Source organism: Corynebacterium sp. KPL3927, from assembly GCF_040225835.1.
In the GTDB taxonomy this organism is placed as follows: domain Bacteria; phylum Actinomycetota; class Actinomycetes; order Mycobacteriales; family Mycobacteriaceae; genus Corynebacterium.
Genome location: NZ_JBEHGD010000016.1, coordinates 1 through 22,270 on the forward strand (window position 1 = coordinate 1; position 22,270 = coordinate 22,270).

A 22,270-nucleotide genomic window follows, 5' to 3' on the forward strand; every position below is an offset into this window, starting at 1 on the left:
CCGCGTCAAAAAACTAACTGGACTCCGAGTCCAAAAAGTCAATGGACTCCGAGTCCAAAAAGTCACTAGACATCACATCTTTCGGCTAAGAACCATCTGGTCGCGCTCAGCTATTTCTGCGGTGATCCGCGGAGCGCCATACATCTCGTCGAAGTCTTTTCAGATCCGATGAATCTTGCGATCAACATCATCGTAAAAGGACTTCCGGCAATCTTTACCGGATGAGCGTTGCTGCTGCGTGTACGCCCATGTGTAGTATCCAGACCGAGTTACCTTCAACAAGCGTGCCATGCGCTTGATGATGAAATTCGCCTTGCTCTGGCTACATTAATTCAAACTTTTCTATTCGCGTTGCCTTAAAGCGAAGAAGGCTATCGTTTGACAAAAACTCGTTATCCATCTTCGCTTCTGCAAGCTCACGGCGTAGACGAGCGTTCTCAGCGCAAAGATTGGCCTCGCTTAGCCCATTGGAGGATCCTCGGTGGTTCCGCTCATTTCTACCCACCGGCCTAAAAGGCTAGGTGTCACACCGATTTCATTAGCCATATGAGAGATTGGGCGCTGCGATTTAATTACCAGGTTCGCGGTTTCACGTCGATACTCCGGCGTGTATTTTTGGCGGTGTTGACTCACGGTGAACATCCACTCTCACGGACACATGATTCGCACTCATCGGGTGTCCACTAAACGAGGGGGTACCTCATTTGTGGAATCTAGGATCTTTGTAACCTTCGCCAGAATAGGGGATTCCACGAAAAATTCGGAAAGGAAGCTGCTTCTCGTCGAGATCTGCATCCGTAATTTCAAAGTTCGGGTCTTGCAACTCGAAGCGGATAAACTGAACAGAAAAAGCCAACCCAAGGAGTCACCATGAACCAGAACAAATTCCGTCACGTCGTCGTCATGGGAGTCTCTGGCTCGGGCAAGACAACGGTGGGGGAGGTGCTGTCGCCGCTGGTAGGGCTAGAGTACCGCGACGGTGATGACATGCACCCGCAGGCAAATATCGACAAGATGGCCGCGGGAACGCCGCTGAATGATGAGGACCGGGAGCCGTGGCTAAAACAGATCGGTCAGTGGTTGGCGGATAGGCCAGAAGGCGCGATGGTGGGGTGCAGTGCACTGAAGCGAAAGTACCGGGATTTGATTAGAAAGTACTGCCCAAGCGTGGCGTTTGTGCACGTACACGGTGACTTTGATGTGTTGTATGAGCGGATGCAACACCGTCCGGGACATTTCATGCCGGCGTCGTTGTTGCAATCGCAATTCGATACCTTGGAGCCCTTGGAAGAAGATGAAACTGGCCGCGTCTTCGATGTGACGCGGCCAGCGGAAGAGATTGCAGAAGACGCTGCGGCTTGGATTAAAACCGGCGCCTAAAAGACTGCGGCCACGCCGTAGAGGACTAGGACGAGTGTGAAACCGATGATGGAGATGAGCATCTGGTTGACGGTCCAAGTCTTCAGAGTTGTCATGGTATCCATACCCATCAGGCGGCCGACGAGCCAGAATCCGGAATCGTTGACGTGAGAGCCAAAGACCGAACCGGCGGCGGTGGCCACGACGATGAGTGCGAGTTGGAGTTCGTTGAACCCGCCAGCCTCCACGGCGGGGACCATGAGGGCAGCAGCAGTGGTGAGTGCGACGGTGGCCGAACCTTGTGCCAAGCGGAGGGCTACGGCGATGAGATAGCAGGCCAGGATGACGGGGATACCGAGACCGGAGAGGGAATCGGCAAGCGCATCGCCAATGCCGGAGGTGCGAAGCACTCCACCGAACATGCCGCCCGCACCGGTAATAAGTACGACGGAACAGATAGGGCCAAGCGAGGAGTCAACGAGTTTTTCCAACGCCGACTTTTCCACGCTGCGGCGCAGGCCCAGAACTACCAATGCGATAAGCACCGTAATCAGCAGTGCGATTGGGGTTTGGCCGAGCATGACGAAGAACCTGACCCACGTGGCATCGGCATCAATGGTGCCGTAGGAAGCTAGAGCGTTGAGCCCAGTATTGAAGAAGATAAGCACCATCGGGATGAGCAGGATGGAAATCACTGTGGTGGCGGACGCAGGTTTTAAGGGTTGTTCTTCCTCATCAAGGACGGGCCCGGCGATGGCGTCAGTGACCTTGAACGGGAATTTCTTTCCGGCCACTAGTCCAAAGCGGTAGCCAGAGATATACCAGGTAGGCAGAGCCAGCAGTAGGCCGACGAGCAGCACCAAGCCAAGATCGGCGCCGTAGAATTCGCTTGCGGCGACAGGACCGGGGTGCGGTGGCAGGTAGACATGCATGACAGAAAATGCGCCAGCGGTCGGCAAGCCAAAGGCAAGGACTGGGCCATTCAAGCGGCGGGCAACAGCAAAGATAACCGGCAGCATCACGATAAGCCCAGCATCAAAGAAGATAGGGAAGCCCATAATCAGCGAGGCGACGCCGAGTGCAAGAGGCGCTTTATTTTCGCCGAAGCGGCGAACCATGGCATCGGCAAGCGATTTCGCACCGCCGGAAGATTCCACGAGCCGGCCGATCATGGCGCCGAGCCCCACCAGTAGCGCAACCGAGCCAAGGGTGGAGCTGAAACTTTCCGTCATCGTAGGGACAATGCCTTCGAGTGGTATGCCTGCCGCGAGTGCCGTCAGAGCGGACACCACCAGCAGCGTGAGAAAAGCATGGAGCTTGAAATATATGACCAGTACCAAAATTACAGCGACCGCAGCAACTGCAATCCCTAGCAACGTACCAGTGGACAATGTGGGCTCCCACGTCTCCATAGGGCAGGCTCCTTTACTTGTGCAAACCTTTGAATAAGGGCAACGTTAGCAGCAGCGCTGCTAGCCGATGCCCATATTCGCCCAACGCGGCTTATCCAACACCCCGAAACTGGGCATATAAAAATCCCCTGGCTCCCGTTCAGGACCAGGGGAGAAGCCGAGGCAAGCTTAGTCGAACTGACCTTGGATGATGGCCGCTGCATCAAGCGGGGTTACGTGATAAGAGATTGGATTTTGATTGGAACCTGCCATAAGTGCGCCGGCACAGGAATGCCCCGCGCCCATCATGTGGCCTAGCTCGTGAGCAATGGTGCCTTGGAGCGCCTCAGGGTAGGTGGCGTTGGGCATCTTGATGGAGACCAACTTGTGATCTGGGTAAGCCGACCCCTGGACGTAGCCGCGAGGATCCGGATTGTAGATGATGGAAATGGTGTCATCATCAGCTTCGGAAGGCTTTACTTCCTGAAGGGAAGCCTTCCCCCCGAGAGCCTCATTCCACTCGGCAACGGCGGCGTCCAGCTGCTTGCGGTATGGGAAGTTATCCGCCACTTTGTACTTCAGTACGCCATCGCTGAAATAAGGTTTTACAGAGTCCTCATCGTGGAGGATGGAAGGATCTGGAACCGGCTTGCCCTCGTTAGCTAGCTTGGTGATGGTCTTGCAGGTTCCAGGATCGATGATGGAACGTACTGGGTCGCTCTTTGCGTTCGCTGCCGGCGCGGCGATAGTACCGAGAATGGCGGTGGTGGCAAGGGCAGTGACAGATAGCTTCTTTAGAGAGCGCATCGGCAGTTAGTGACCTTTCGATTGGCTTTATCGTTCGTGGAATGCATTTGGCCTTAGCAATATCCGCGGGAAACAGAATTGCGTGGATGCCTCAGGCAATCGAGTAACAATGAATTTTTGCTACACCGGGCAAAGTAGAAATTTACATTGTTAACTTCGCTTTGTCGACTTTAGTTTAGACGCTCACCAGTAGAAGAACTAAATAGGTGGATGCGGTCAGGATCTGGGGAAACGCGGAAAGTGTCACCCACCGTGCAATCACGGCGAGCGCTTACTAACATGCCAGTTTGTCCGCCCATTCGGGTCGTCGACTGTAGATTCTCCCCGGATTCTGCCAAGTCGCCATAGAGGTAGGTTTGATTGCCGAGCTCTTCAACGTGCTTAACGGTGAATTCCGCACCTTCCTCTGTGTGCACCCAATCTTCAGGGCGAACGCCAACGGTAATGGATTGCGCACCATCGAAGTCGTAATTGGCCAAGTTGATGCGAGTAGACCCCAGTGAAAGCTGGCTAGAGGTGAGTGCGAGGTTGTAGATATTCATCGCAGGGGAGCCGATAAAGCCGGCAACGAAGACGTTTTGGGGGCGATCGTAGATTTCACGAGTGGTATCTACTTGTTGTAGGACACCGGCGTTAAGAACTGCGACGCGGTCACCCATGGTCATTGCTTCGGTCTGGTCGTGGGTCACGTACACCGTCGTGGTGCCTAGGCGGCGTTGCAAATTTGAAATCTGCGCGCGGGTAGAGACGCGTAGTTTTGCATCCAGGTTGGATAGTGGCTCGTCCATGCAGAATACAGCAGGTTCGCGCACGATGGCGCGGCCCATCGCTACACGCTGACGCTGGCCGCCTGAAAGATTCGCGGGTTTTCGGTCAAGTAAATCCTCCATCTGCAAAATTTTCGCGGCTTCTTGCACCCGTGTCTTAATCTGATCCTTGGGAACTTTCCGGTTCTCCAAAGCAAAGGACATATTCTGCGCGACCGACATATTCGGGTACAGGGCGTAGTTCTGAAAGACCATGGCTACGTCTCGATCTGATGGGCTGACTCCAGTGACGTCTTTTCCGCCGATCCGAATGGAACCTCGGTCCGTTGGCTCAAGGCCAGCGAGCATTCGCAGGCTGGTGGATTTTCCGCAGCCAGAAGGCCCGACGAGGACCAAAAATTCGCCATCGGCAATATCTAGATTGAGTTGGTCAACTGCGGGACGCTCCGCGTCTTTGGAGTAGATGCGGCTTGCTCCATCAAATGTGACAGTAGCCATGGTGTTACCTTTCAGATGTTAAGGAGAATTGGCACGGTTAGCCGTTAATGACGGGCTTTACCTGGTTGTCATAAATGGACTGCAGAGTCTTTTCCAGATCCGTGAGCACCTTGGTGACATCGTCGCGGTTGGTGACGATCTTCTCGAAGGCTCCACCAATCTCCTGATCTGCACCAGGGAGGAATACACGGGCGTTGTCCTGTGGGCGAGTTTCTGGAAGCTGCTTGATAGCAGTCTCGAAATTCGGGTTCTCTTCCATGAATTTCTTTTGTTCCTCGTTGTCGGCAGCAGAAGAGCGGACCGGCATGTAACCCACATTTTGGGACCAGTACGAGGTGTTTTCGTCGTTCGTGATGAAATCAATCAGCTTAATGGCTGCCAACTGGCGGTCCTTGCTAATACCGGAAGGAATGGCAAGACCGGCACCTCCGGTGGGGCAAGCGCCGTCTCCCTTTGGATTGGGAAGGAATGCGGTTCCTAATTCGAAGTCAGCGGTATCAGAGATACCTGCAAGGTCGCCTGTGGATAGGACAGTGGCTGCAGCGCGTCCGGTACCGAATTCCATAGCCATGTCATTGCCCATGTAGGAATAGCCATTCTTGCTATCGGTAACATCCTTGAGCCATTCCACAGCCTCGATGGTTTTGTCATCAGTGAACTTCAATTCCCACTCATCGGAGTAGGCGCCGCCCTTAGACCACAAGGGGCCTTGGAAAATCCATCCCAGGTAGCCAACGGCGTCGCCCCAGCCAAATGGCTTCATTTTGGAATCCGCGCTCGCGAGCTTTTTAGACCACTCATCCATTTCGTCCCAAGACTCCGGTCCGCGGTCCGGCAGGCCAGCCTTCTTCCAAGCGTCCTTGTTATAGAAGAACAGGGGAGTCGACCGAGCAAAGGGAAGCGCGAAGTGGCCGCCGTCGTAGTTGTAGTCCTCATAGAGTGGCTGGACATAGCTTGAAAGGTCAATATCGGCTTCTTTGGCTAGATCATCAACATTGGCAATCTGCCCGTTGATAGCGAAGTTGTACCACCACACATCGGAGAGAACCACGATGTCTGGAAGATCAGATCCGGTGAGTGCAGCATTAAACTTTTGTGCTGCCTCCTCGTAGTTCTTTCCAGCGTCAACAAGGTTGACCTTAATATCAGGGTTTTCCTTCTCGAAGCGAGAGATGATTTCCTTTTCGATGTCCTTTGAAGAAGCTGGGTGGTTGGACCACCACGTCAATTCCGTGACCTCGCCACCATTGCCACCGTCGCTACTGCCCTGGGAACTCGTAGATGAGGTGCCAGCACAAGCGGCAAGAAATGAAGCGGTAGAAGCAGTGGAAGCTAGTGCGAGAAACTTACGGCGAAGCATGGGTATCTCCTTATATTTAAGTCAAATTGCGAAGAAGTGGGTGAAAACGGCGAGCGCGATGGGGATAGAAACCTTCTAACCTTTTACGGCGCCAGTGGTGAGACCTTGAATCATGTATTTCTGCAGGCCAAGGAAGATGACGACCATCGGAAGAATGGTTAGAACGGTAGCGGCCATTACTGGGCCCCAGTTAGTAACGCCATCATTGTTTTGCAACATGGTCAGGCCCACCTGCAAGGGAGCGACACGTTCCGTATCTGCCATCAGGAAAGGCCACAAGTAGGTATTCCACTCGTTTACTAGTGTGATCACGGAAAATGCTGTCAGCGTTGGCCAAGAAACGGGAAGAAGCACCTTGGTGAGTAAGCGAATGGGGCCGGCACCGTCCATGCGAGCAGCTTCCACAAGTTCATACGGCAAGGAAAGAAAGTGATTACGCATGAGGAAAGTGCCGAAGGCAACACCAGCCAGCGGAACGATGATACCGACAAAGGTATTGCGCCAGCCCAAGGAATTGACCAAGGCATAGTTGGAAATCACCGTGATTTCTGCAGGAACCATCAGGGAAGAAATCACTACGATGAAGACTAGATTGCGTCCTGGGAAGCGAAGGATAGATAAGGCGTAGGCGGAGACGACACCAAGCACAATTTTTATAGCGGATAGTACCGCGGTAATGAAGACCGAGTTGCGCAGGTAGGTCCAGAAGGGAACGCGCGTGGTGGCATCTGCGTAATTTTTCGTTTCCCACGTCGGCGGTAGCCAGTTAACTGGGTCGGTGTAAATGTCACTTCTGGCCTTGAATGAGGTCATCAAAATCCAGAACAACGGCAGTCCCACGAGCAGGAGGACGAGGATAATTCCCACGTAGCCGCCGATGAGCTTGGCGCGCCTAGCTACAGGGGAAGAGTCTGTGACCATGTGAAGATTTGAATCAGCCATTGGGTGGTTAACCTCGCTTATCCATGATGCGGACCTGAATCAGCGTAACGACGAGCAGGATGAGGAATAGGATTGTCGCAGCAGTGGCGCCGTAACCAGCGCGGAAATTGACAAAGGTTTCGTTATAAATCTGAAAAACCAGCGTCTGGGTGCCGTTGCCTTGTGGGCCGCCTCGGGTCATGACGTTGATGATGTCAAAGACCTGCACAGAGTTGAGCAGTACCGTAATGGAAAGGAAGAAGGTGGTATTGCGCAGTTGCGGCATCGTCACGCGCCAGAATTTGCGCCAACGGCCTGTTCCATCAATGGCAGCAGCTTCGTCTAATTCCTTATCTAGGCCCTGTAGGGCAGCCAAGTAGATTACAAACGTATAGCCCAAGTTTTTCCACACGAACGTGAATGTCACCATGAACAACGCCCAGCCAGGCACGGCATAAAAGTTTGGAGAACTTATGCCAAACCACCCAAGGATTTCTTGAATCAATCCGAAGTTGGGGTCGAATACGAATTGGAAGGCGATACCAATCGCGGCACCGGAGATCGCATAAGGCGCGAAGACCACCGAGCGTGCAAAGTTGCGACCCCTGATTTTTTGATTGAGAAGAAGTGCAAGCGCGAGCCCAATCACCATGGAGCCGATGACCGCGAAAAAGGTGAAAATGACGGTATTTAAGACAATCGTCTTTGTGTCATCGCGCGTGAACCACTCCACGTAATTATCAAAGCCAACAAAAGTGGAGCTTGAACTGGAAATATTCCAATTAAAAAAGGAAAGCCGAATATTATCCAGCAGCGGCCGGTAGGTAAAGATAGCCAGCAAGATGAGGTTGGGCGCCAAAAGTACGGCAGCCAGCAACCATTCCTTATGTCGGCTCTTTGTAGCCTTTCGTACGAGCTCCGATGAATTATCGTTGCTCGGGCCAGTGGCCGTGGCAGTCGCGATGCCGTTCTTAGCGTCGGCGTGGTCATCCCTGAGAGTCACCCAGCCAACGTAAACCGCGTAGATTACGGGGTGTTTCACATAATGGAAACTTTTGATGAATTGTAATCGTCGAGTCCGTAAAGGCTAGGGGACTATTGCGAACTCGATGAAAACAACTCCAGCGCCCGGGCCTCAGTAAAGGGCCGCAGGGCGCTGGAGCTGGTTCTCTCTATCTCTCTTGCGTTCTCTCAAACGCTAAGGAAAGTATGGCGCTAGACCCTGTTATAGGCATTGAAAAAAGCTGGAATTTTCCTGAAAGTTAGTGGAGGCTAAGAGGGGACACGGGGTAGGCAGGCGGTGCGCTAGTCTGGAAGGTAGAAGAAACAGCCAAAATGTGGGTGGAAGCTGGGGCAATGGCCGGCGAAAGGCGGCCTGGCCCGCAGCTTTCCCGCGAGGTAGAGGTGAAAGATTTGTCGTCGCAGTATGATCCGAATTTTCACCGGCAGATGGGCGTGGAAGCTGACGTCGTGTTGCGTGTCGGGATGATGCTGATGGGCGCTGGCACATCGGGATATCGCGTGCTGCGCGGTATGAAGCGCAGCGCCCGGGCGCTAGGGTTTGACTACTTGGATGCCAACGTGGGGCTAACGCAGATTACCTGTACCTTTCACCGGGGTGACTCCTTTCGCACCGTGATTGCGCGCACGCATTCGCCGGCCGTTGATGCCTCCCGCATTGAGGCATTGGAGGACCTCACCCATAACCGCCTGTACTCCGGAATTACTGCAGAAGAGCTTTCGGGAATGCTCGATTCCATTGAAAGTGACGTAAAAAAGCGTTGGAATGTGTGGGTTCTATCCACCGCAGCCGCGGTCGCGTGCGCGGCGTTTGCATTCCTGAACTTCTTTCCGGTGCAGGCGGTAGGGCTCGTCGCGCTGGCGGCGTTCGTGGGGCAGTTCGTGCGCTATGAGGTGCTCCACCAGCACGTGCACCAAATTGGCGGGATCATCGCCGGTGGCGCGGCAGCCAGCATCACGTTCTTTATTCTTATCGAGATCCTAGGATTTGCCGGGGTGGTAGAGCCGAGCTCGCTGTCCTCGGGCTATGTCGCGACGGTGCTCTTTTTGATTCCGGGGTTCCCGCTGTTTTCGGCCCTGATCGATATTGCGCGCTTTGACTTTGACGCGGGCATCGCCAGGCTGGGGTATGCGTTTACGGTCATCTTTACCGCTACGTTTACAGTCTCCATGGTCAGTTGGTTGACGGATCTTAGCCCGGATCCGCCGGTCCCCGCGCCGGATACGCGGTGGTACCTGCTGGCTTTTGTCGCCAGCTTCTTCGGCATCGCGGGCTTTGCCTTCCTCTTTAATTCCTCGCGCCGCATGGTCCTAGTTGCCGCAAGCGTGGGAACCGTGGCCAATGCGGTGCGCCTGGGACTCCTTGAACTGGGCACGACCATCTACTTTGCGGCTTTTATTGGCGGGCTGATTATCGGACTCTTGGGAGCGGTGGCCTCGCAAAAGGCGCGGTTGCCGCGCATTACCACGACCGTGCCTGCCGCCGTCATTATGATTCCTGGGGTGACGATGTTCCGCGCGGTTTATTACCTCAACGATGGACAGATGGATCAGGCTGTGGCGAATGTGGCCACCGGTTTGATGGTAGTAGGCGCTATCGGCGCGGGGATGGTATTTGCCCGGCTGCTTACGGACCGCGATTGGGCATTGGGACGGCTCATTGACTTCGATAAGGAAATCCCACGGAAGAAGCCCGCCTAGCGCGGGTGGTTCGGCCTTGCAGCGGGGCCGAGGCGATAGCCAGCGGCGGCAGGCAGAGGCAGCGGGCAAAACGGCGGCGAATAATGTGACTAGTAAAACGCCAGCGGCACCCGGTTCCTGTCGGTTCCGAGTGCCGCTGACGTCTCTCTCTACAAGGGTGTTTCCATGTATCGGTTTTCACCGCCCTCTGGAAACTGAGGGGTTCTCTCTATCTCTCTCGTATGCGCTCTCTCAAACGCATGATTTAAGTATGGGGCATGCGGCTGGGCTCGCCATTGAATCTGCCTGAAAGGTTGCTGCTAAGTGCTGTGAGTTGGGTGGGGAAGGGGAGGCATCGGCAAGCAAAGCCTGTAGTAGAGGCAATAAAGGTGTACGAAAGTGATCTAAACCATAGTAAGTTCTGTAGGCTCGTCGCTATGGGTGCAGACTATGCTGCGCCATTTTTGCGAATGAAGCTCAACAGAAACGAGGTGAGGAGCATGGCTCCTCTGATAGCCCCACCGCCAGCGAGCGATGAATCTGCCCCAACGGGTGTGGACGTTCCTGGCACTTCACACGAACAGCGCGTTTCCGCCATCAAGGCCGCTTTCATCGGCACGTTCATTGAGTGGTTCGATTATGCGGCCTATATCTATATGTCCGCGATTATCTCGCGCGTCTTCTTCCCGGAAATGGAAGGCCGCCGCGCGCTAATTTTGACCTTCGCGCTCTTCGCACTGTCATTCCTGGTGCGCCCCATCGGCGGAATAGTCTGGGGCCATATTGGTGATAAGCACGGCCGCATCCACACGCTGACCTATTCCATCGTATTGATGTCGATGGCAACCGCCTGCATCGGCCTATTGCCTGGGTATGCGACCATCGGCTTTGCGGCCACACTCTTGCTCCTGCTGTGCCGCATGGTGCAAGGCTTTTCCGCAGCCGGTGAATACGCCGGCGCCGCCACGCACCTGGCTGAGATTGCCCCACCTGGAAAACGCGGGATTTATGCCGCGGTGGTGCCATCGGCAACCGCATCAGGGTTGCTCTTGGGCTCGCTCATCGCGGCATTTCTTACCGGTGTGCTTGAAGATGATGCCCTGCATTCCTGGGGCTGGCGCGTTCCCTTCCTGGTGGCGCTGCCGCTGGGCTTGTACGGCCTATGGATCCGCCGCCACACGGAGGAATCCTCCCGCTTTGAAAAGCACGCGGACACTGAGCTTTCGCCGCTGCGCCAAGTGCTGAAGTACCCCAAGGCCCTGGCCATTGCTTTTGCCGGCGCGGTGCTCAACGCGATTGGCTTCTACGTCATCTTGACCTACCTGCCCACCTATCTTTCGGAGGAGCTGGGCATGGCAGAAACCCCGGCGTTTGTCGCCTCCTCGGTGGCTTCCGCGTTCTACGTGTGCTTTGCGCTATTGACCGGCCTGCTGTCCGATCGCCTAGGCCGGCGCACCACCATGCTGTGCGCCGCGCTCTTTATGGGCCTTGCCATTATTCCGGCATTCATGCTTCTCGATGGCGCAGGCATTCTGCTCGTCATCATCATCCAGGTGTGCCTGGGTGGGGTGCTGGCGCTTAACGATGGCGTCTTGCCCTCCTTCCTTTCCGAGCAGTTCCCCACGCACGTGCGCCTGTCTGGTTTCGCGCTGACGTTTAATACGGCCAATGCCATCTTCGGTGGTACAGCCCCGATGATCGCGACGTGGCTGATTGATACCACCGGAAATAAACTCGCCCCAGCGTTTTACTTGGTGGCTGCGGCGATCGTGACGGGTACCGCCGTGCTCTTCGCGCCGCGCAAGAACGACCTGGTGGCATAGCCCTTAACCCAGCAAGTAGAACTAGAAAACGCCAGCGGCACCCGGTTCCTTTCGGTTCCGAGTGCCGCTGACGTCTCTCTCTACAAGGGTGTTTCCATGTATTGGTTTTCACCGCCCTCTGGAAACTGAGGGGTTCTCTCTATCTCTCTCGTATGCGCTCTCTCAAACGCATGATTTAAGTATGGGGCATGTGGCTGGAACAGCAATGGAATCTATCTGATAGGTCGCTGAAAATTACTGAAAGTTTCCTGTAAATCCATTTGCGCTGGTAGAGCGGCCAGATGATTAAGCTTCTAGCAGCCCTTCATCGATAAGGAAATCCCGGGCCACGGCGGTGTAGTCCTCACCGTCGACGTCCACGCGGGCATTGAGCTCCTGCATCTTCTCATCCGTCAGGAGCTCCGCTAAGGGAGCGAAGAGATCCTTGATCTCTGGGTGTTCCTCCAGGACCTCCGTGCGCACAACTGGGGCGAGGTTGTATTTGGGGAAGAAGAGCTCAGGATCCTCAAGTACGGTGAGGTTTAAGGACTTAATGCGGCCATCGGTGGCAAAGATCGAACCGAAGGTGCACTCGCCCTTATTCAAGGCGGCATAGACGGCGCCGGAATCCATAATCCGGATGCGGTCGCGCGGTGGTTGTTCAATGCCATAGCTATCCAGCATGGTAAGCAGGCCGTCGTTGCGGGCCAAGAACTCGCTATCGGTGCAATAGGTCTGTTCATTGGCGGGAATACCCTTGATATCGGCCAGCGACTCAAGGTCGTACTGTGCGCGGGACTGTTCGCTAATGGCCAGCGCGTACGTATTATTCATCGGCGCAGGGGGCAGCCAGGTAAGTCCATGGTCCTTATCGGCTTCTTTTACCGCCTCGTATTGCTCCTGCGAGCCGGGGACCGGATCGGCGTTGCCCAGGTAGGTAATCCAGGCGGTACCGGTGTATTCAAACATGGAGTCCATATCGCCGACCTCCAGCGCTTGGCGCGCCGAGGTGGAGCCGGGGATATTGGTCAAGTCCTTTACGTTGGCACCGGCGGATTCCAAGAGGATGGCGCCAATCTTGCCCAGGATCACCTGCTCGGTGAAGTTCTTGGAACCGATGGAAATATTGGCGCCATCCAAGTCGATATCGGCTAGGTCGCCCTTTAACTGTCCGCTCGGGATGAGGCCACCGGCGGTGCCGAGGCCGCACCCGGCGAGGAAGAAGGTGCCTGCGGCGGCGAGGGTTGCGAGGAGGCGTTTCATTTGATCATTCCCTTCGGGGCGAAGACAACCTCAAGAACGCGGCCCACCCATTCGACCGCTAAGGCTAAGGCGGCGATAAGGACCGCGCCAGAGATGAGAATAGGATTGCGGTAGAGGGTGATACCGGTGGTAATCAGCCCGCCGAGGCCGCCGGCATCGATAAAGGTGGCAAACGCACCCGCGCCGACCAAGAGCACCAGGGAGGTGCGGATACCAGTCATGATGACCGGCAGGGCCATGGGCAGCTCGACCTTGGTGAGCACCTGGATTGGTGACATGCTGAGTCCGTAGGCGGCCTCGACAAGCTGCTTATCCACGCCCCGCAAGCCCGCAATCACGTTGGCGAGCACGGGCAAGAAGGCATAGAACCAGAGGCCGAGGATGGCCACCGGCTCACCAAAGCCCAGCCAGATGGCCAATAAGACGATGACGCCGACGACGGGCGCGGCCTGGCCAATATTCGCGATGCTGGTGATGATCGGCGCCATGAACTTGGTGGACTTGCGCGTTAGCACAATGCCCAGCGGCACGGCCGTGGCGATGACCAGCAGCGCGGAGATAACCACGAGGACTAAGTGCTCGCGGGTCATGGTGAGCACGGAGCTAATCTGTAGGGTGCGCTCTTCAATATCATCCAGCTCGGCCGTGGCGTGCCAGATGAGCCAGCCGCCCACCGTGAGCACCACCAAGATGGGGATGCCGATGATAAGGAGGCGGTCTTCACCGGTCAGGCGCTTAAATTTCTCCACCGGAATCCACCTCCTGGTCATCTAAAGCCTCTTGGGCGGCGGCATTCATCTGCTGGATATAATCTGTGACCGTTTCGTAGTACAAAACGCCCACGAATTCACCGCGGCGGGTAACAAGCGCCCCGCTGTGGGAGGAAGCAAGCATGGCAGACATGGCATCGCTAAGCGTAGAGCGCGCATCCACGACGGAGTTGAGCTCGAACTGCGGTTCTGGGATGGTCTCGTAGCGCTCGAGCTGGCGGGCGAAGATCCAGTCGCGGGGATGGCCCTTGTCATCGATGATGACCACCATTTCTTCACCGGCTTCGCGCAGGCGCGCTAGCGCCTTGCTTGTGGATTCGCCGATGCGCGCGGTGGCCTGGTCCGCTAGCTCCAGCTCATCCGCGCGGCGCAGGTTGAGCTGTTTTAGGGCGGAACCGGAACCAATGAAGTCGGCCACGAAGTCATTCGCGGGCGCGGCCAGGATGTTTTCGGGCGTATCGTACTGGCTGATCTTTCCGCCCGGCTCAAAGATGAGGATGCGGTGGCCCAGCTTGATGGCTTCATCGATATCGTGCGTGACGCAGATGATGGTCTTTTTCAACTCGGATTGGATATTGACCAATTCATCCTGCAGGCGGGTGCGGGTGATGGGGTCGACAGCGCCGAAGGGCTCGTCCATCAAGACAACCGGAGGATCCGCAGCCAAGCCGCGGGCGACGCCGACGCGCTGTTGCTGGCCACCGGATAGCTCGCTGGGGAAACGATCGCGGTAGGTGGCAGGATCGAGCCCGACCATATCCAATAGCTCGTCGGTGCGCTGCGAAATCTTATCGGCCTTCCACTTTTTCAGCTTGGGCACAAGCGCGATATTATCCGCGACGGACATGTGCGGGATGAGGCCGCCGCCTTGGATGACGTAGCCAATATCGCGGCGCAGCTGCGTGGGGTTTTTCTTGGTGGCATCCTCGCCGTCGATATAAATGGTGCCGCTGGTTGGCTCCACCAAGCGGTTAATCATCTTCAGCGAGGTGGTCTTACCGCAACCAGACGGGCCGACGAATGCGACCAGCTCGCCCGCCGGAATTTCGAAGGAAAGGTCCTCCACGGCGGGGGAGTCCTGGCCCGAATAGGCCTTGGTGACGTGATCGAAGACGATGCTGGCACCGCTATTGCTCGTGTCCGCGGCGTGCGTGGAGGAAGCGTGCGTTGAATCAGACATTCTTAGATACCTTTCGGGGTGGTCAATTTTTGGATTCCGGCGAGAATCGCATCCACGATGAGCGCAATGATGATGACGCCGATGGTGCCCACCAGCGTGAAATTAAGTGCGTTGGTGCCGCCGATTTGGCTAAGCCCTGAGTAGATATATCCACCCAGCCCTGGGCCGAGCGCGTAGGCGGCGATGGCGGCAACACCCATAGACATTTGGGTGGAGACGCGGATGCCGGTCATAATGACCGGCCAGGCCAGCGGCAGCCGGATGCGGAAGAGGATGGCCGTCGAGCTCATGCCCTGCCCACGGGCGGATTCGATGACATCGTCGCTGACATTGTGCAAACCGACGATGGCATTGCGCAGGATGGGAAGGACGGCATAAAAGACCACGAGGACAACGGAAGGTATGGTGCCGATGCCAAAGAGCGGGATGGCAAGGCCAAGTAGTGCCAGCGAAGGCAAGGTCAGGCCGATGGAGGTTAAGGCATTAGCGATAGCCGCACCGCGCGGGCGTTGGGCTACAAAAATGGCAATAATCAACGCGATGACTAGGGCCACGGCGACCGATTGGATGACAAGGCTTGCGTGCTGGTAACTGCGGAAAAGGATGTCCTGCCAGCGCGCAGCGATAAATTCGTTCATTTCATCACCTAAAAGAAAGAGAATAGGGCGCAGGGAAAATTGATGGAGGGTACAGACTCTCTGGTCCTTCCTCTGCGCTGATGATGCACTTCTAGCGTACAACCTTTTTTCAGCGCGAAACAATAGCTGGACAGGCTAGAGACAAAACCGGGGGCAGTGAGCACGAGGTAATGCCGGTCTTATTGGCGGCCTAGAAAAACAGCACTTGGCCGATAAGTGCCAGGGCAGCGGTAATAGCTACCACTGTGACGATGCGGTTCAGGCGCTTGGTATCGATGAAGTGGTTGAGGTAGTTGGCAATGAATAAACCGACGACCACCAACGGGCTATAGGCCGCGGCGGCGTAGACCTGCGGCTGGGTCACCTGGCCGTTGAAGCCCAGGATGATAAGGGACATGACGGTACCGATCACAAAGGTGCCGGCGAGGCTGCCGCGCGTGCGCTGTGGGTCGAAGCGCTTCATAATCAGCGCCATCGGCGGCCCACCGATGGAGGTAGAGGTTCCCAGGAATCCGGAGGTAAGCCCGGCTAAGACGGTATTGCGCCTGGTGGGCTCGGGGCTCCAGCCGAGGCTGGAGAGGGACATCGCCAAGAGCACGGCGCAGCCGATGAAGATGGACAGGCCGTCGTGTGAGAGGGATGCGATCGCCCACGCACCGGCGAACGAGCCCGGAATGCGGGCGATGACGGATATGCCGACCAAGCGCCATGAGGTTTCGCGGTAGGTTCGCGCCAGCGTATAGATGGAAATGCACAGCGCGAGGAGCAAGATGAGTGTGGGGACTAAATCTGGGCGCAAGAGCGCGACTATGGGGGTGGCGATGGTGCCGAGCCCAAAGCCGATCGAGCCCTGAGTGATAGTGCCGACCAAGATGAGCACACCAATAAAGATGTAGACCCACGCGTCTGAAGAGATTCCCAAGAACATGATGGAAGGCAAGTATAGGGCACTTAACCTACAGCCGGGCGGTTACTTTCTCATTCGCTGCAATTTCATACAAGCGGGACGCGGGGCAGAGTCCAGCGACGATGACGGCGGAGCCGCCGACTGCTAAGGGCTCGAGCACGGCGCGGGTGAAAGAAGATTTATCGCTCCACCCAGTAGACAGCAACCGCTCGGCACTCGCGGGCGGGGTCACCAACTCTGGCAGGGGTTGGGTTTCACCGAAGTATTGGTCGCCATAAAAACGGACGGTGGGGCCGAAGTCAATGGCACCGGTGGGCAGATCCCCGCCGGATTCGACGATGCCACGGCCAAAGGGATCATCGCTGATGAGCACGATATCGGCCTGCGGCTGCCGCTCTTGGGCTGAAAGGTAGCGGGAGGGGGAGGTAAAGACGACGTCGGCAAGCGCGGCCGACTCACCGAAATCAAAGGTGGGCCCAGCGGCGAGGGCGCCTAAGGCAATGACGGCGGCCTGCCACGAGGTGGGCACATCGATGGCGATGGTGGAATCCGGCTCCAAGTCGAGCTCTTCTTCCAACATATTGGCGATCTTGGCCACCCAGTTATCTAGGGTCTGCGCGGAAAAATCCATGCGTGCGCCGGTGGATTCGTTATAAACAGTCAGCCGCGGGGTGGCGGCATCGGCGTTTAAAAGATGGGCGAGTAGTTCCATACCCGCCCATCGTAGGCCAGCCTGCTTAGTTCACGCAGCGCGGTCCGTCGCCGCCGGCGTCGATTTCAGGGGAAACCTTGTTGGCGCCGAAGTCATTGCCCGGGGTGCCTACCAGGTCGGTATCTTCCTCGGCCGCGGATTCCTCGGCGCTTGCTTCCTCATCGGAGGGGCCCTGGTAATCATCGGTGGCCACGACGAGCAAGGTATTGTCATCGAGCTGCGGGTTTTCTACCACCGGCAGGCCACCGAGCTTTTCCGCCAGCTTCTTGGCATCTTCGCTATCGGGGTCCGCGGCCACGACCTGGGACTCGGAGTAGATGCCGGGCTGGGCGTTGGCGGAGCGCTCGACGGTATAGCCGGTGTTTTCCAGCCAGGTGCCGATGCCGGCGGCCAAGCCATCGATATTGCCGGCATTGAGGACGTGGACCTCGTTATCGGAGTTGATATCAGCATCATGCTCCGGCGCGTCTTCTGTCTTCTCGTCCTTCTCGGCCGCCTCTTCTTCGGCTTCCTCGTGCGACTTGGCCAGATCCTCCATAAAGCGGTGAACCTCATTGGTATCGATGGTGACGATGGATTCGCCGTAATCGCCGCGGCCATCGATGGAGGTGACCGGGATGGTGGTGAAGGTGACATTGCCGCCGGCCAGGCCGGCCAGCTGGGTGACGAAGCCCATGATGTCCCAGCCATCATCGATGACCACGGAGCGCTCCACGGCCTTAGCAATCTTGGAGAGCTTAGACGGGCTGGTCAGCGTGTCATTATCGAGTACCTTCTTAACCAGCGAGGCCATATACGCCTGCTGGCGCACGATGCGGTCGAGGTCACCGCGCGGCAGGTTATAGCGCTGGCGCACGAAGGTCAGCGCCTTCGCGCCATCGAGGGTCTGGGTCCCCTTGTGGAATTTGGCGCCGGACATCTCGTCCTCAACATCTTCGTTGAGGCACACGTTGACGCCACCGACGGCATCAGTAAGCAGCGTAAAGCCCAGCAAGCCCACCTCGGCGTAGTGGTCAATGGATACGCCGGTCAGGGAGTGCACCATCTTGAGCAGGCCTTCGCGGCCTGCTTCCACGCCGTGCTTTTCGATGTCCTTATCCGAATACGGTTTCTTCTCACCCTGCGCCTCCGCCTCGGCGTTTTCCTGCTGGAGCTCCTGGACTTTGTCGTTTTTGTGCGAGGCGTAGACGGCATTGATCTTCATATTGCCGTAGTCCGGGTCGTTGACATAGGTATCGCGCGGAATGGAGACAGCCGTAGCACGCGAGCCGTCTTCCGGAATGCGCACGAGCATGATGGTGTCGGTATTTTCCTCGCCCTCGGCAACGCCGGCGTGGAGATCCGCCAACTCCTTTTCGGAGAGCGGGTTGCCCTGGGCATCGGTACGCGAGTCCTTGCCCACGAGCAAGATATCGGCGGCGCCGTCCAAGGAAGGATCGGATAAACCATCCTCGCCCAAAGATAAGTCCGAGGCGGAGGACATGCCCGTATCCAGGCGCCCCACCGTGGCGTAGCCCACGCCGGAGACAGCCAGGATGAGGGCAGAAATAACAGCCACGATGGTTTTGGTGGCCGTGGAACCCTTTTGCTTAACCGCGCTAGCGGCAGAGGGCGCGGGTTGGATATTGCGCGCCCGGCGAGTGTTCTCAGAAGTCACAAGTGAAGGCTTTCTACTTTCCGGGGATCTGGAGACAGTTTAGGGGAGATCTCGCCAAAATTAGGGATCCGTGGCCAGTTTCGCGCAATTGAACAGTGTCTGTCTCCGGACACAGCCTCTGGCGTGACTAAACTTGGGGCCCATTGTGACTACTGAAACTACAGCTCCGCTCGCCGTTATCACTGTGACTTATAATCCCGGTGAGTACTTGGCGCGCTTTATAAGCTCCCTGCCGGACGCCTGCGTTAACGGCACCGAGGTGATACTGGCGGATAATGGTTCGACCGATGGCGTCCCCGAAGCCGCCGCTGCAGAAAAAGAAGACGTACACTTCCTCGATACCGGCGGCAATATTGGTTACGGCGCCGGCATGAATGCCGGCGCGCGGTGGGTGCGCGAGAACCGACGCGTAGATGATGAGTTCTTCCTTATCTCTAACCCGGATGTCACCTTTAGTAAAGGCGCAATTGACCAGATGATTGCGTGCGCGCGCCGCTGGCCGGACGCCGCCGCGGTGGGCCCGCGCATCGTGGAACCGGACGGCAGCAACTATCCGTCCGCTCGGTCGGTGCCGAATATATCCACGGGCATCGGGCACGCGCTGTTTTCCAACCTATGGCCGTCTAATCCATGGACGCGCACGTACCGTAACGATGCCGATATGTCCGTCCAACGCCCCGCCGGGTGGTTATCCGGATCCTGCCTCTTGGTGCGCTGGGATGCCTTCGATGCCATTGGCGGCTTTGATGAGCGTTACTTCATGTACTTGGAGGATGTGGACTTAGGTGATCGCTTCGCCCGCGCCGGGTACCAAAACATTTTCTGCCCAGAAGCCGTCATCAGCCACGCCAAGGGACATTCCACCCAGGCGCACGCCGGGGCGATGCTGCGCGCGCACCACAGTTCCGCGTACCGCTTCCAGGCGGACCGTCACCCGGCGTGGTGGCAGGCCCCGCTGCGCGCCGCGCTGTGGCTGGGATTGCAGGCGCGGGGAGCGGTGACGGCCGCTCGCGCCAGTACGGCCAAAGATTCGGAGGCCTGAAGCGCGTGCCGTTGACCTGGTTTCTGGCCGCGGCCGCATACACTGACCTTCGAAAAACCTCAGAATAAGATTGTCTGCATACAAAGGATGACTATGACTGAAGCAGCCACCACTCACGGTGCCACCACCGATGCAGTGATTTTGGTGGGCGGGCGCGGTACCCGCCTGCGCCCACTGACCATTGGTACGCCCAAGCCCATGCTGCCGACGGCAAATTACCCGTTCCTGCAGCACCTGCTCGCCCGCATCAAGGCCGCGGGCATTGAGCACGTGGTGATGTCCACCTCGTATAAGGCAGAGGTTTTCGAGGAATACTTTGGCGATGGCTCCGAGCTCGGCCTGGACATTGAATACGTGGTGGAAGAGACCGCGCTGGGCACCGGCGGCGGCATCCGCAATGTCTATGACAAGCTGCGCAATGACACCGTTATGGTTTTCAATGGTGATGTTCTTTCCGGCATGGACCTAGAGGGCATCTTGACCACGCACCACAACAAGGGTGCCGATGTCACCATGCACCTGCTCAACGTGGCGGATCCCCGCGCCTTTGGTTGCGTGCCCACGGATTCTGAAGGCCGGGTCACGGCCTTTTTGGAAAAGACCGAGGATCCACCAACCAACCAGATCAACGCCGGTTGCTACGTCTTTGACCGCTCCGTCATCGAATCCATCCCTGCAGACCGCGTGGTCTCGGTTGAGCGCGAGACCTTCCCAGGCTTGCTTGCCGATGGCCGCTTGGTCGTCGGCCACGTCGATAATTCCTACTGGCGCGATATGGGCCGCCCAGATGATTTCACCCGCGGCTCCTCTGACTTGGTGCGCGGCATCGCCCCATCGCCGCTGTTGGAAGGCCGCACCGGCGAGTCCCTCGTGGAATCCTCTGCGGGCATTGCCGGCGGCGTGCTGCTGCTATCTGGCACCGCGGTGGGCCGCGGATCCGAGGTGGGAGCCGGCTCCCGCCTCGAGGGAACGGTGGTCTTTGATGGCGTGCGCATCGAACCAGGGGCCATCATCCACAACTCCATCATTGCCTCGGGCGCGCATATTGGCGCCAATGCGGTCATCGAAAACTGCGTCATTGGCGAAGGCGCCCACGTAGGCGCCCGCTGCGAGCTCGTGGACGGCATGCGGGTATTTCCTGGTGTGACCATCCCCGATGCCGGCATTCGCTTTAGCTCCGACGCCTAAAGCGCCCGCCACCTACCCTCCGCACCTCCTGCAGCTCGGTAACGCTGCGCGGTGCGGAGGGCTTTGTGATCCTTGCCCGGCTGAGATTTTGGGAGACACGCCGACACTTCCTGAAAATTGTTGACAGAAAAACCGGGAACCACTATATCTAGTACCCCCTACCTATACACCCGGATAGCACCGGGTGTTACTAATGTGACGGATGGGGATCGTGTGCAGCGTTTTTGCGATAAAGCGCGAAAAAGGCACTAATTCAGGTTGACGATATTTAGTGATCCGGTGTGAAATTACATCAGTGCAAGAAACGGCGACCGACGCACTTGTTTTCACGGATTGGCTCGCGGGTTGACCGCGATTCAGCCGCACTTCAGCCTCGTGTACAGTCGGTTGCACTGATTAGGATTACCCAACCTCGGAGAAAGGAAAAGGCGTGGACAAAATGGCTAATAACAACGCCATTCTCCGTGGCGGTGCTGCTGCAGAGGTATCGCTCGATGAACTCTTCGGTGCCGTCGAGCAGGAGTGGCAGGATCAAGCGTTGTGCGCGCAGACGGATCCAGAGGCATTCTTCCCTGAAAAGGGAGGTTCCACCCGTGAGGCAAAGCGTATCTGCCAAGCCTGCGCGGTGCGCGATGAGTGCCTGGAATACGCGCTGGAGCACGATGAACGCTTCGGAATTTGGGGCGGGCTTTCGGACCGCGAACGCCGCCGCCTCAAACGCGAGATTGGTTAACTAAGTTGTGTGCTCTAGCCCTTGGCTGCGCCCCCTGAGCGGTGCGGTCAAGGGCTAGAGTTTTCTTTGTGGTGAGAAACCTCCCTACCAGCCATAGCGCGGGTCTACCTCCTCTGGAGCGAGGTTTAAGTAATTGGCCACCAGGGCGGTAATGACCGTGCCGAGGAGCTCCGCGCGCTCGGCGGAGGTGACAGCACGCTGCTCAATGGGCATGCGGAAGATAACGAGCCGGGCGCGGGTAGGGGTGCCAGCAGAATCGACACCGGCGGGCACGATGCGACCGAGCGGCACTGGCCCATCGGCAATGATTTCATCCGGCAGCACCGTCATATCGGCAGAAAGGCGCATGCGCGGGATGGTATCTACCGCAAGATCGAGCCCGCGCAATTGCGGGGCGAAGGCGTGTTGAATGGGTGCGTAGGCCTCGAGGACGGCGGCATCGAAAAGCTCGCGGGCGCTGCGGTAGCGCGGGGTTTGCTGCGGTAGCAAGGACCCGTGCAGCCCGCGCCCGTGGCGGTCGCGGGCGGGGCGAATATGCGGGCGGGGGCGAGCGGCGGTCATGGCGTTGATTCTAA

General features: G+C 57.2%; 21 protein-coding genes. 6 read left to right on the plus strand and 15 right to left on the minus strand.

Going from position 1 to position 22,270, the window contains the following annotated elements; all coding sequences use genetic code 11:
* Positions 1-459: 459 nt before the first annotated feature.
* Positions 460-642 carry a transposase gene (locus ABRP86_RS08285; protein ID WP_084529706.1) on the minus strand — a complete coding sequence of 61 codons (183 nt, stop codon included), beginning with the start codon at positions 640-642 and terminating at the stop codon, positions 460-462.
* Positions 643-870: 228 nt separating this feature from the next.
* Between ABRP86_RS08285 and ABRP86_RS08290 the strand changes: the two genes are divergently transcribed.
* Positions 871-1,380, plus strand: a complete 510-nt coding sequence (locus tag ABRP86_RS08290) for a gluconokinase (RefSeq protein ID WP_349863692.1) — start codon at positions 871-873, stop codon at positions 1,378-1,380.
* Here ABRP86_RS08290 and ABRP86_RS08295 read toward each other — a convergent pair.
* From ABRP86_RS08295 to ABRP86_RS08320, 6 genes are all read right to left on the minus strand, one after another.
* The gene (locus ABRP86_RS08295) at positions 1,377-2,771 is read right to left on the minus strand and encodes a GntP family permease (RefSeq protein WP_349863693.1); all 1,395 of its coding nucleotides are present in this window, start codon (positions 2,769-2,771) and stop codon (positions 1,377-1,379) included. The two genes, ABRP86_RS08290 and ABRP86_RS08295, sit on opposite strands and share 4 nt — an antisense overlap.
* A 168-nt stretch (positions 2,772-2,939) precedes the next feature.
* The gene (locus ABRP86_RS08300; RefSeq protein ID WP_023025551.1) at positions 2,940-3,557 is read right to left on the minus strand and encodes a zinc metalloprotease; all 618 of its coding nucleotides are present in this window, start codon (positions 3,555-3,557) and stop codon (positions 2,940-2,942) included.
* 170 nt (positions 3,558-3,727) lie between these two features.
* Positions 3,728-4,822 (minus strand): ABC transporter ATP-binding protein, encoded by a 1,095-nt coding sequence (locus ABRP86_RS08305; RefSeq protein WP_349863694.1) that lies wholly within the window; start codon positions 4,820-4,822, stop codon positions 3,728-3,730.
* 37 nt (positions 4,823-4,859) lie between these two features.
* Positions 4,860-6,182 carry an ABC transporter substrate-binding protein gene (locus ABRP86_RS08310; RefSeq protein ID WP_349863695.1) on the minus strand — a complete coding sequence of 441 codons (1,323 nt, stop codon included), beginning with the start codon at positions 6,180-6,182 and terminating at the stop codon, positions 4,860-4,862.
* 75 nt (positions 6,183-6,257) lie between these two features.
* Positions 6,258-7,103: a carbohydrate ABC transporter permease gene (locus ABRP86_RS08315; protein ID WP_349863729.1), complete on the minus strand. Its 846-nt coding sequence runs from the start codon at positions 7,101-7,103 to the stop codon at positions 6,258-6,260.
* Between the two features lie 28 nt (positions 7,104-7,131).
* Positions 7,132-8,106, minus strand: coding sequence for a carbohydrate ABC transporter permease (locus tag ABRP86_RS08320; protein WP_034659666.1), 975 nt, complete (start codon positions 8,104-8,106; stop codon positions 7,132-7,134).
* 446 nt (positions 8,107-8,552) lie between these two features.
* On the opposite strand from ABRP86_RS08320, the gene ABRP86_RS08325 reads away from it, so the two are divergent.
* Together ABRP86_RS08325 and ABRP86_RS08330 are read left to right on the plus strand one after the other, a co-directional pair.
* The gene (locus ABRP86_RS08325; RefSeq protein WP_198010522.1) at positions 8,553-9,824 is read left to right on the plus strand and encodes a threonine/serine exporter family protein; all 1,272 of its coding nucleotides are present in this window, start codon (positions 8,553-8,555) and stop codon (positions 9,822-9,824) included.
* 479 nt (positions 9,825-10,303) lie between these two features.
* Positions 10,304-11,626, plus strand: coding sequence for an MFS transporter (locus ABRP86_RS08330; RefSeq protein WP_349863696.1), 1,323 nt, complete (start codon positions 10,304-10,306; stop codon positions 11,624-11,626).
* A 285-nt stretch (positions 11,627-11,911) separates the two neighbouring features.
* Here ABRP86_RS08330 and ABRP86_RS08335 read toward each other — a convergent pair whose 3' ends face one another.
* The 7 genes from ABRP86_RS08335 to ABRP86_RS08365 all read right to left on the minus strand — a co-directional run bounded on the left by ABRP86_RS08335 (position 11,912) and on the right by ABRP86_RS08365 (position 18,732).
* Positions 11,912-12,868: a glycine betaine ABC transporter substrate-binding protein gene (locus tag ABRP86_RS08335; protein WP_349863698.1), complete on the minus strand. Its 957-nt coding sequence runs from the start codon at positions 12,866-12,868 to the stop codon at positions 11,912-11,914.
* Complete coding sequence (locus ABRP86_RS08340) at positions 12,865-13,617, minus strand: ABC transporter permease (protein ID WP_023016900.1); 753 nt, start codon at positions 13,615-13,617, stop codon at positions 12,865-12,867. Before ABRP86_RS08340 ends, ABRP86_RS08335 begins: the two co-directional genes overlap by 4 nt.
* Positions 13,604-14,818 carry an ABC transporter ATP-binding protein gene (locus ABRP86_RS08345; RefSeq protein ID WP_349852017.1) on the minus strand — a complete coding sequence of 405 codons (1,215 nt, stop codon included), beginning with the start codon at positions 14,816-14,818 and terminating at the stop codon, positions 13,604-13,606. Before ABRP86_RS08345 ends, ABRP86_RS08340 begins: the two co-directional genes overlap by 14 nt.
* Before the next feature lie 2 nt (positions 14,819-14,820).
* Complete coding sequence (locus ABRP86_RS08350; RefSeq protein WP_349852015.1) at positions 14,821-15,456, minus strand: ABC transporter permease; 636 nt, start codon at positions 15,454-15,456, stop codon at positions 14,821-14,823.
* Between the two features lie 190 nt (positions 15,457-15,646).
* The gene (locus tag ABRP86_RS08355; protein ID WP_239269392.1) at positions 15,647-16,384 is read right to left on the minus strand and encodes a sulfite exporter TauE/SafE family protein; all 738 of its coding nucleotides are present in this window, start codon (positions 16,382-16,384) and stop codon (positions 15,647-15,649) included.
* Between the two features lie 28 nt (positions 16,385-16,412).
* Entirely contained in the window at positions 16,413-17,075 is a 663-nt protein-coding gene (locus ABRP86_RS08360; protein WP_349852013.1) for a TIGR03089 family protein, read from the minus strand.
* Between the two features lie 25 nt (positions 17,076-17,100).
* Positions 17,101-18,732 carry an LCP family protein gene (locus tag ABRP86_RS08365; RefSeq protein WP_349863700.1) on the minus strand — a complete coding sequence of 544 codons (1,632 nt, stop codon included), beginning with the start codon at positions 18,730-18,732 and terminating at the stop codon, positions 17,101-17,103.
* A 133-nt stretch (positions 18,733-18,865) separates the two neighbouring features.
* Between ABRP86_RS08365 and ABRP86_RS08370 the strand changes: the two genes are divergently transcribed.
* From ABRP86_RS08370 to ABRP86_RS08380, 3 genes are all read left to right on the plus strand, one after another.
* A complete protein-coding gene (locus ABRP86_RS08370; protein WP_034659656.1) occupies positions 18,866-19,774 on the plus strand; it encodes a glycosyltransferase family 2 protein in 909 nt (302 codons plus the stop codon).
* Between the two features lie 93 nt (positions 19,775-19,867).
* A complete protein-coding gene (gene manB, locus ABRP86_RS08375) occupies positions 19,868-20,962 on the plus strand; it encodes a mannose-1-phosphate guanylyltransferase (protein WP_284609975.1) in 1,095 nt (364 codons plus the stop codon).
* Between the two features lie 439 nt (positions 20,963-21,401).
* Positions 21,402-21,695 (plus strand): WhiB family transcriptional regulator, encoded by a 294-nt coding sequence (locus ABRP86_RS08380; protein ID WP_005277485.1) that lies wholly within the window; start codon positions 21,402-21,404, stop codon positions 21,693-21,695.
* An 84-nt stretch (positions 21,696-21,779) separates the two neighbouring features.
* Here the strand turns inward: ABRP86_RS08380 and ABRP86_RS08385 are convergent, their stop codons facing one another.
* Positions 21,780-22,256 carry a metallopeptidase family protein gene (locus tag ABRP86_RS08385; RefSeq protein WP_349863702.1) on the minus strand — a complete coding sequence of 159 codons (477 nt, stop codon included), beginning with the start codon at positions 22,254-22,256 and terminating at the stop codon, positions 21,780-21,782.
* Positions 22,257-22,270 lie beyond the last annotated feature (14 nt).

Coding starts and splice junctions, on each gene's coding strand:
- ABRP86_RS08285 (WP_084529706.1), bottom strand. CDS start 642: ATGTTCACCGTGAGTCAACACCGCCAAAAATACACGCCGGAGTATCGA.
- ABRP86_RS08290 (WP_349863692.1), top strand. CDS start 871: ATGAACCAGAACAAATTCCGTCACGTCGTCGTCATGGGAGTCTCTGGC.
- ABRP86_RS08295 (WP_349863693.1), bottom strand. CDS start 2,771: ATGGAGACGTGGGAGCCCACATTGTCCACTGGTACGTTGCTAGGGATT.
- ABRP86_RS08300 (WP_023025551.1), bottom strand. CDS start 3,557: ATGCGCTCTCTAAAGAAGCTATCTGTCACTGCCCTTGCCACCACCGCC.
- ABRP86_RS08305 (WP_349863694.1), bottom strand. CDS start 4,822: ATGGCTACTGTCACATTTGATGGAGCAAGCCGCATCTACTCCAAAGAC.
- ABRP86_RS08310 (WP_349863695.1), bottom strand. CDS start 6,182: ATGCTTCGCCGTAAGTTTCTCGCACTAGCTTCCACTGCTTCTACCGCT.
- ABRP86_RS08315 (WP_349863729.1), bottom strand. CDS start 7,103: ATGGTCACAGACTCTTCCCCTGTAGCTAGGCGCGCCAAGCTCATCGGC.
- ABRP86_RS08325 (WP_198010522.1), top strand. CDS start 8,553: ATGGGCGTGGAAGCTGACGTCGTGTTGCGTGTCGGGATGATGCTGATG.
- ABRP86_RS08330 (WP_349863696.1), top strand. CDS start 10,304: ATGGCTCCTCTGATAGCCCCACCGCCAGCGAGCGATGAATCTGCCCCA.
- ABRP86_RS08335 (WP_349863698.1), bottom strand. CDS start 12,868: ATGAAACGCCTCCTCGCAACCCTCGCCGCCGCAGGCACCTTCTTCCTC.
- ABRP86_RS08345 (WP_349852017.1), bottom strand. CDS start 14,818: ATGTCTGATTCAACGCACGCTTCCTCCACGCACGCCGCGGACACGAGC.
- ABRP86_RS08350 (WP_349852015.1), bottom strand. CDS start 15,456: ATGAACGAATTTATCGCTGCGCGCTGGCAGGACATCCTTTTCCGCAGT.
- ABRP86_RS08355 (WP_239269392.1), bottom strand. CDS start 16,384: ATGTTCTTGGGAATCTCTTCAGACGCGTGGGTCTACATCTTTATTGGT.
- ABRP86_RS08360 (WP_349852013.1), bottom strand. CDS start 17,075: ATGGAACTACTCGCCCATCTTTTAAACGCCGATGCCGCCACCCCGCGG.
- manB (WP_284609975.1), top strand. CDS start 19,868: ATGACTGAAGCAGCCACCACTCACGGTGCCACCACCGATGCAGTGATT.
- ABRP86_RS08380 (WP_005277485.1), top strand. CDS start 21,402: ATGGCTAATAACAACGCCATTCTCCGTGGCGGTGCTGCTGCAGAGGTA.
- ABRP86_RS08385 (WP_349863702.1), bottom strand. CDS start 22,256: ATGACCGCCGCTCGCCCCCGCCCGCATATTCGCCCCGCCCGCGACCGC.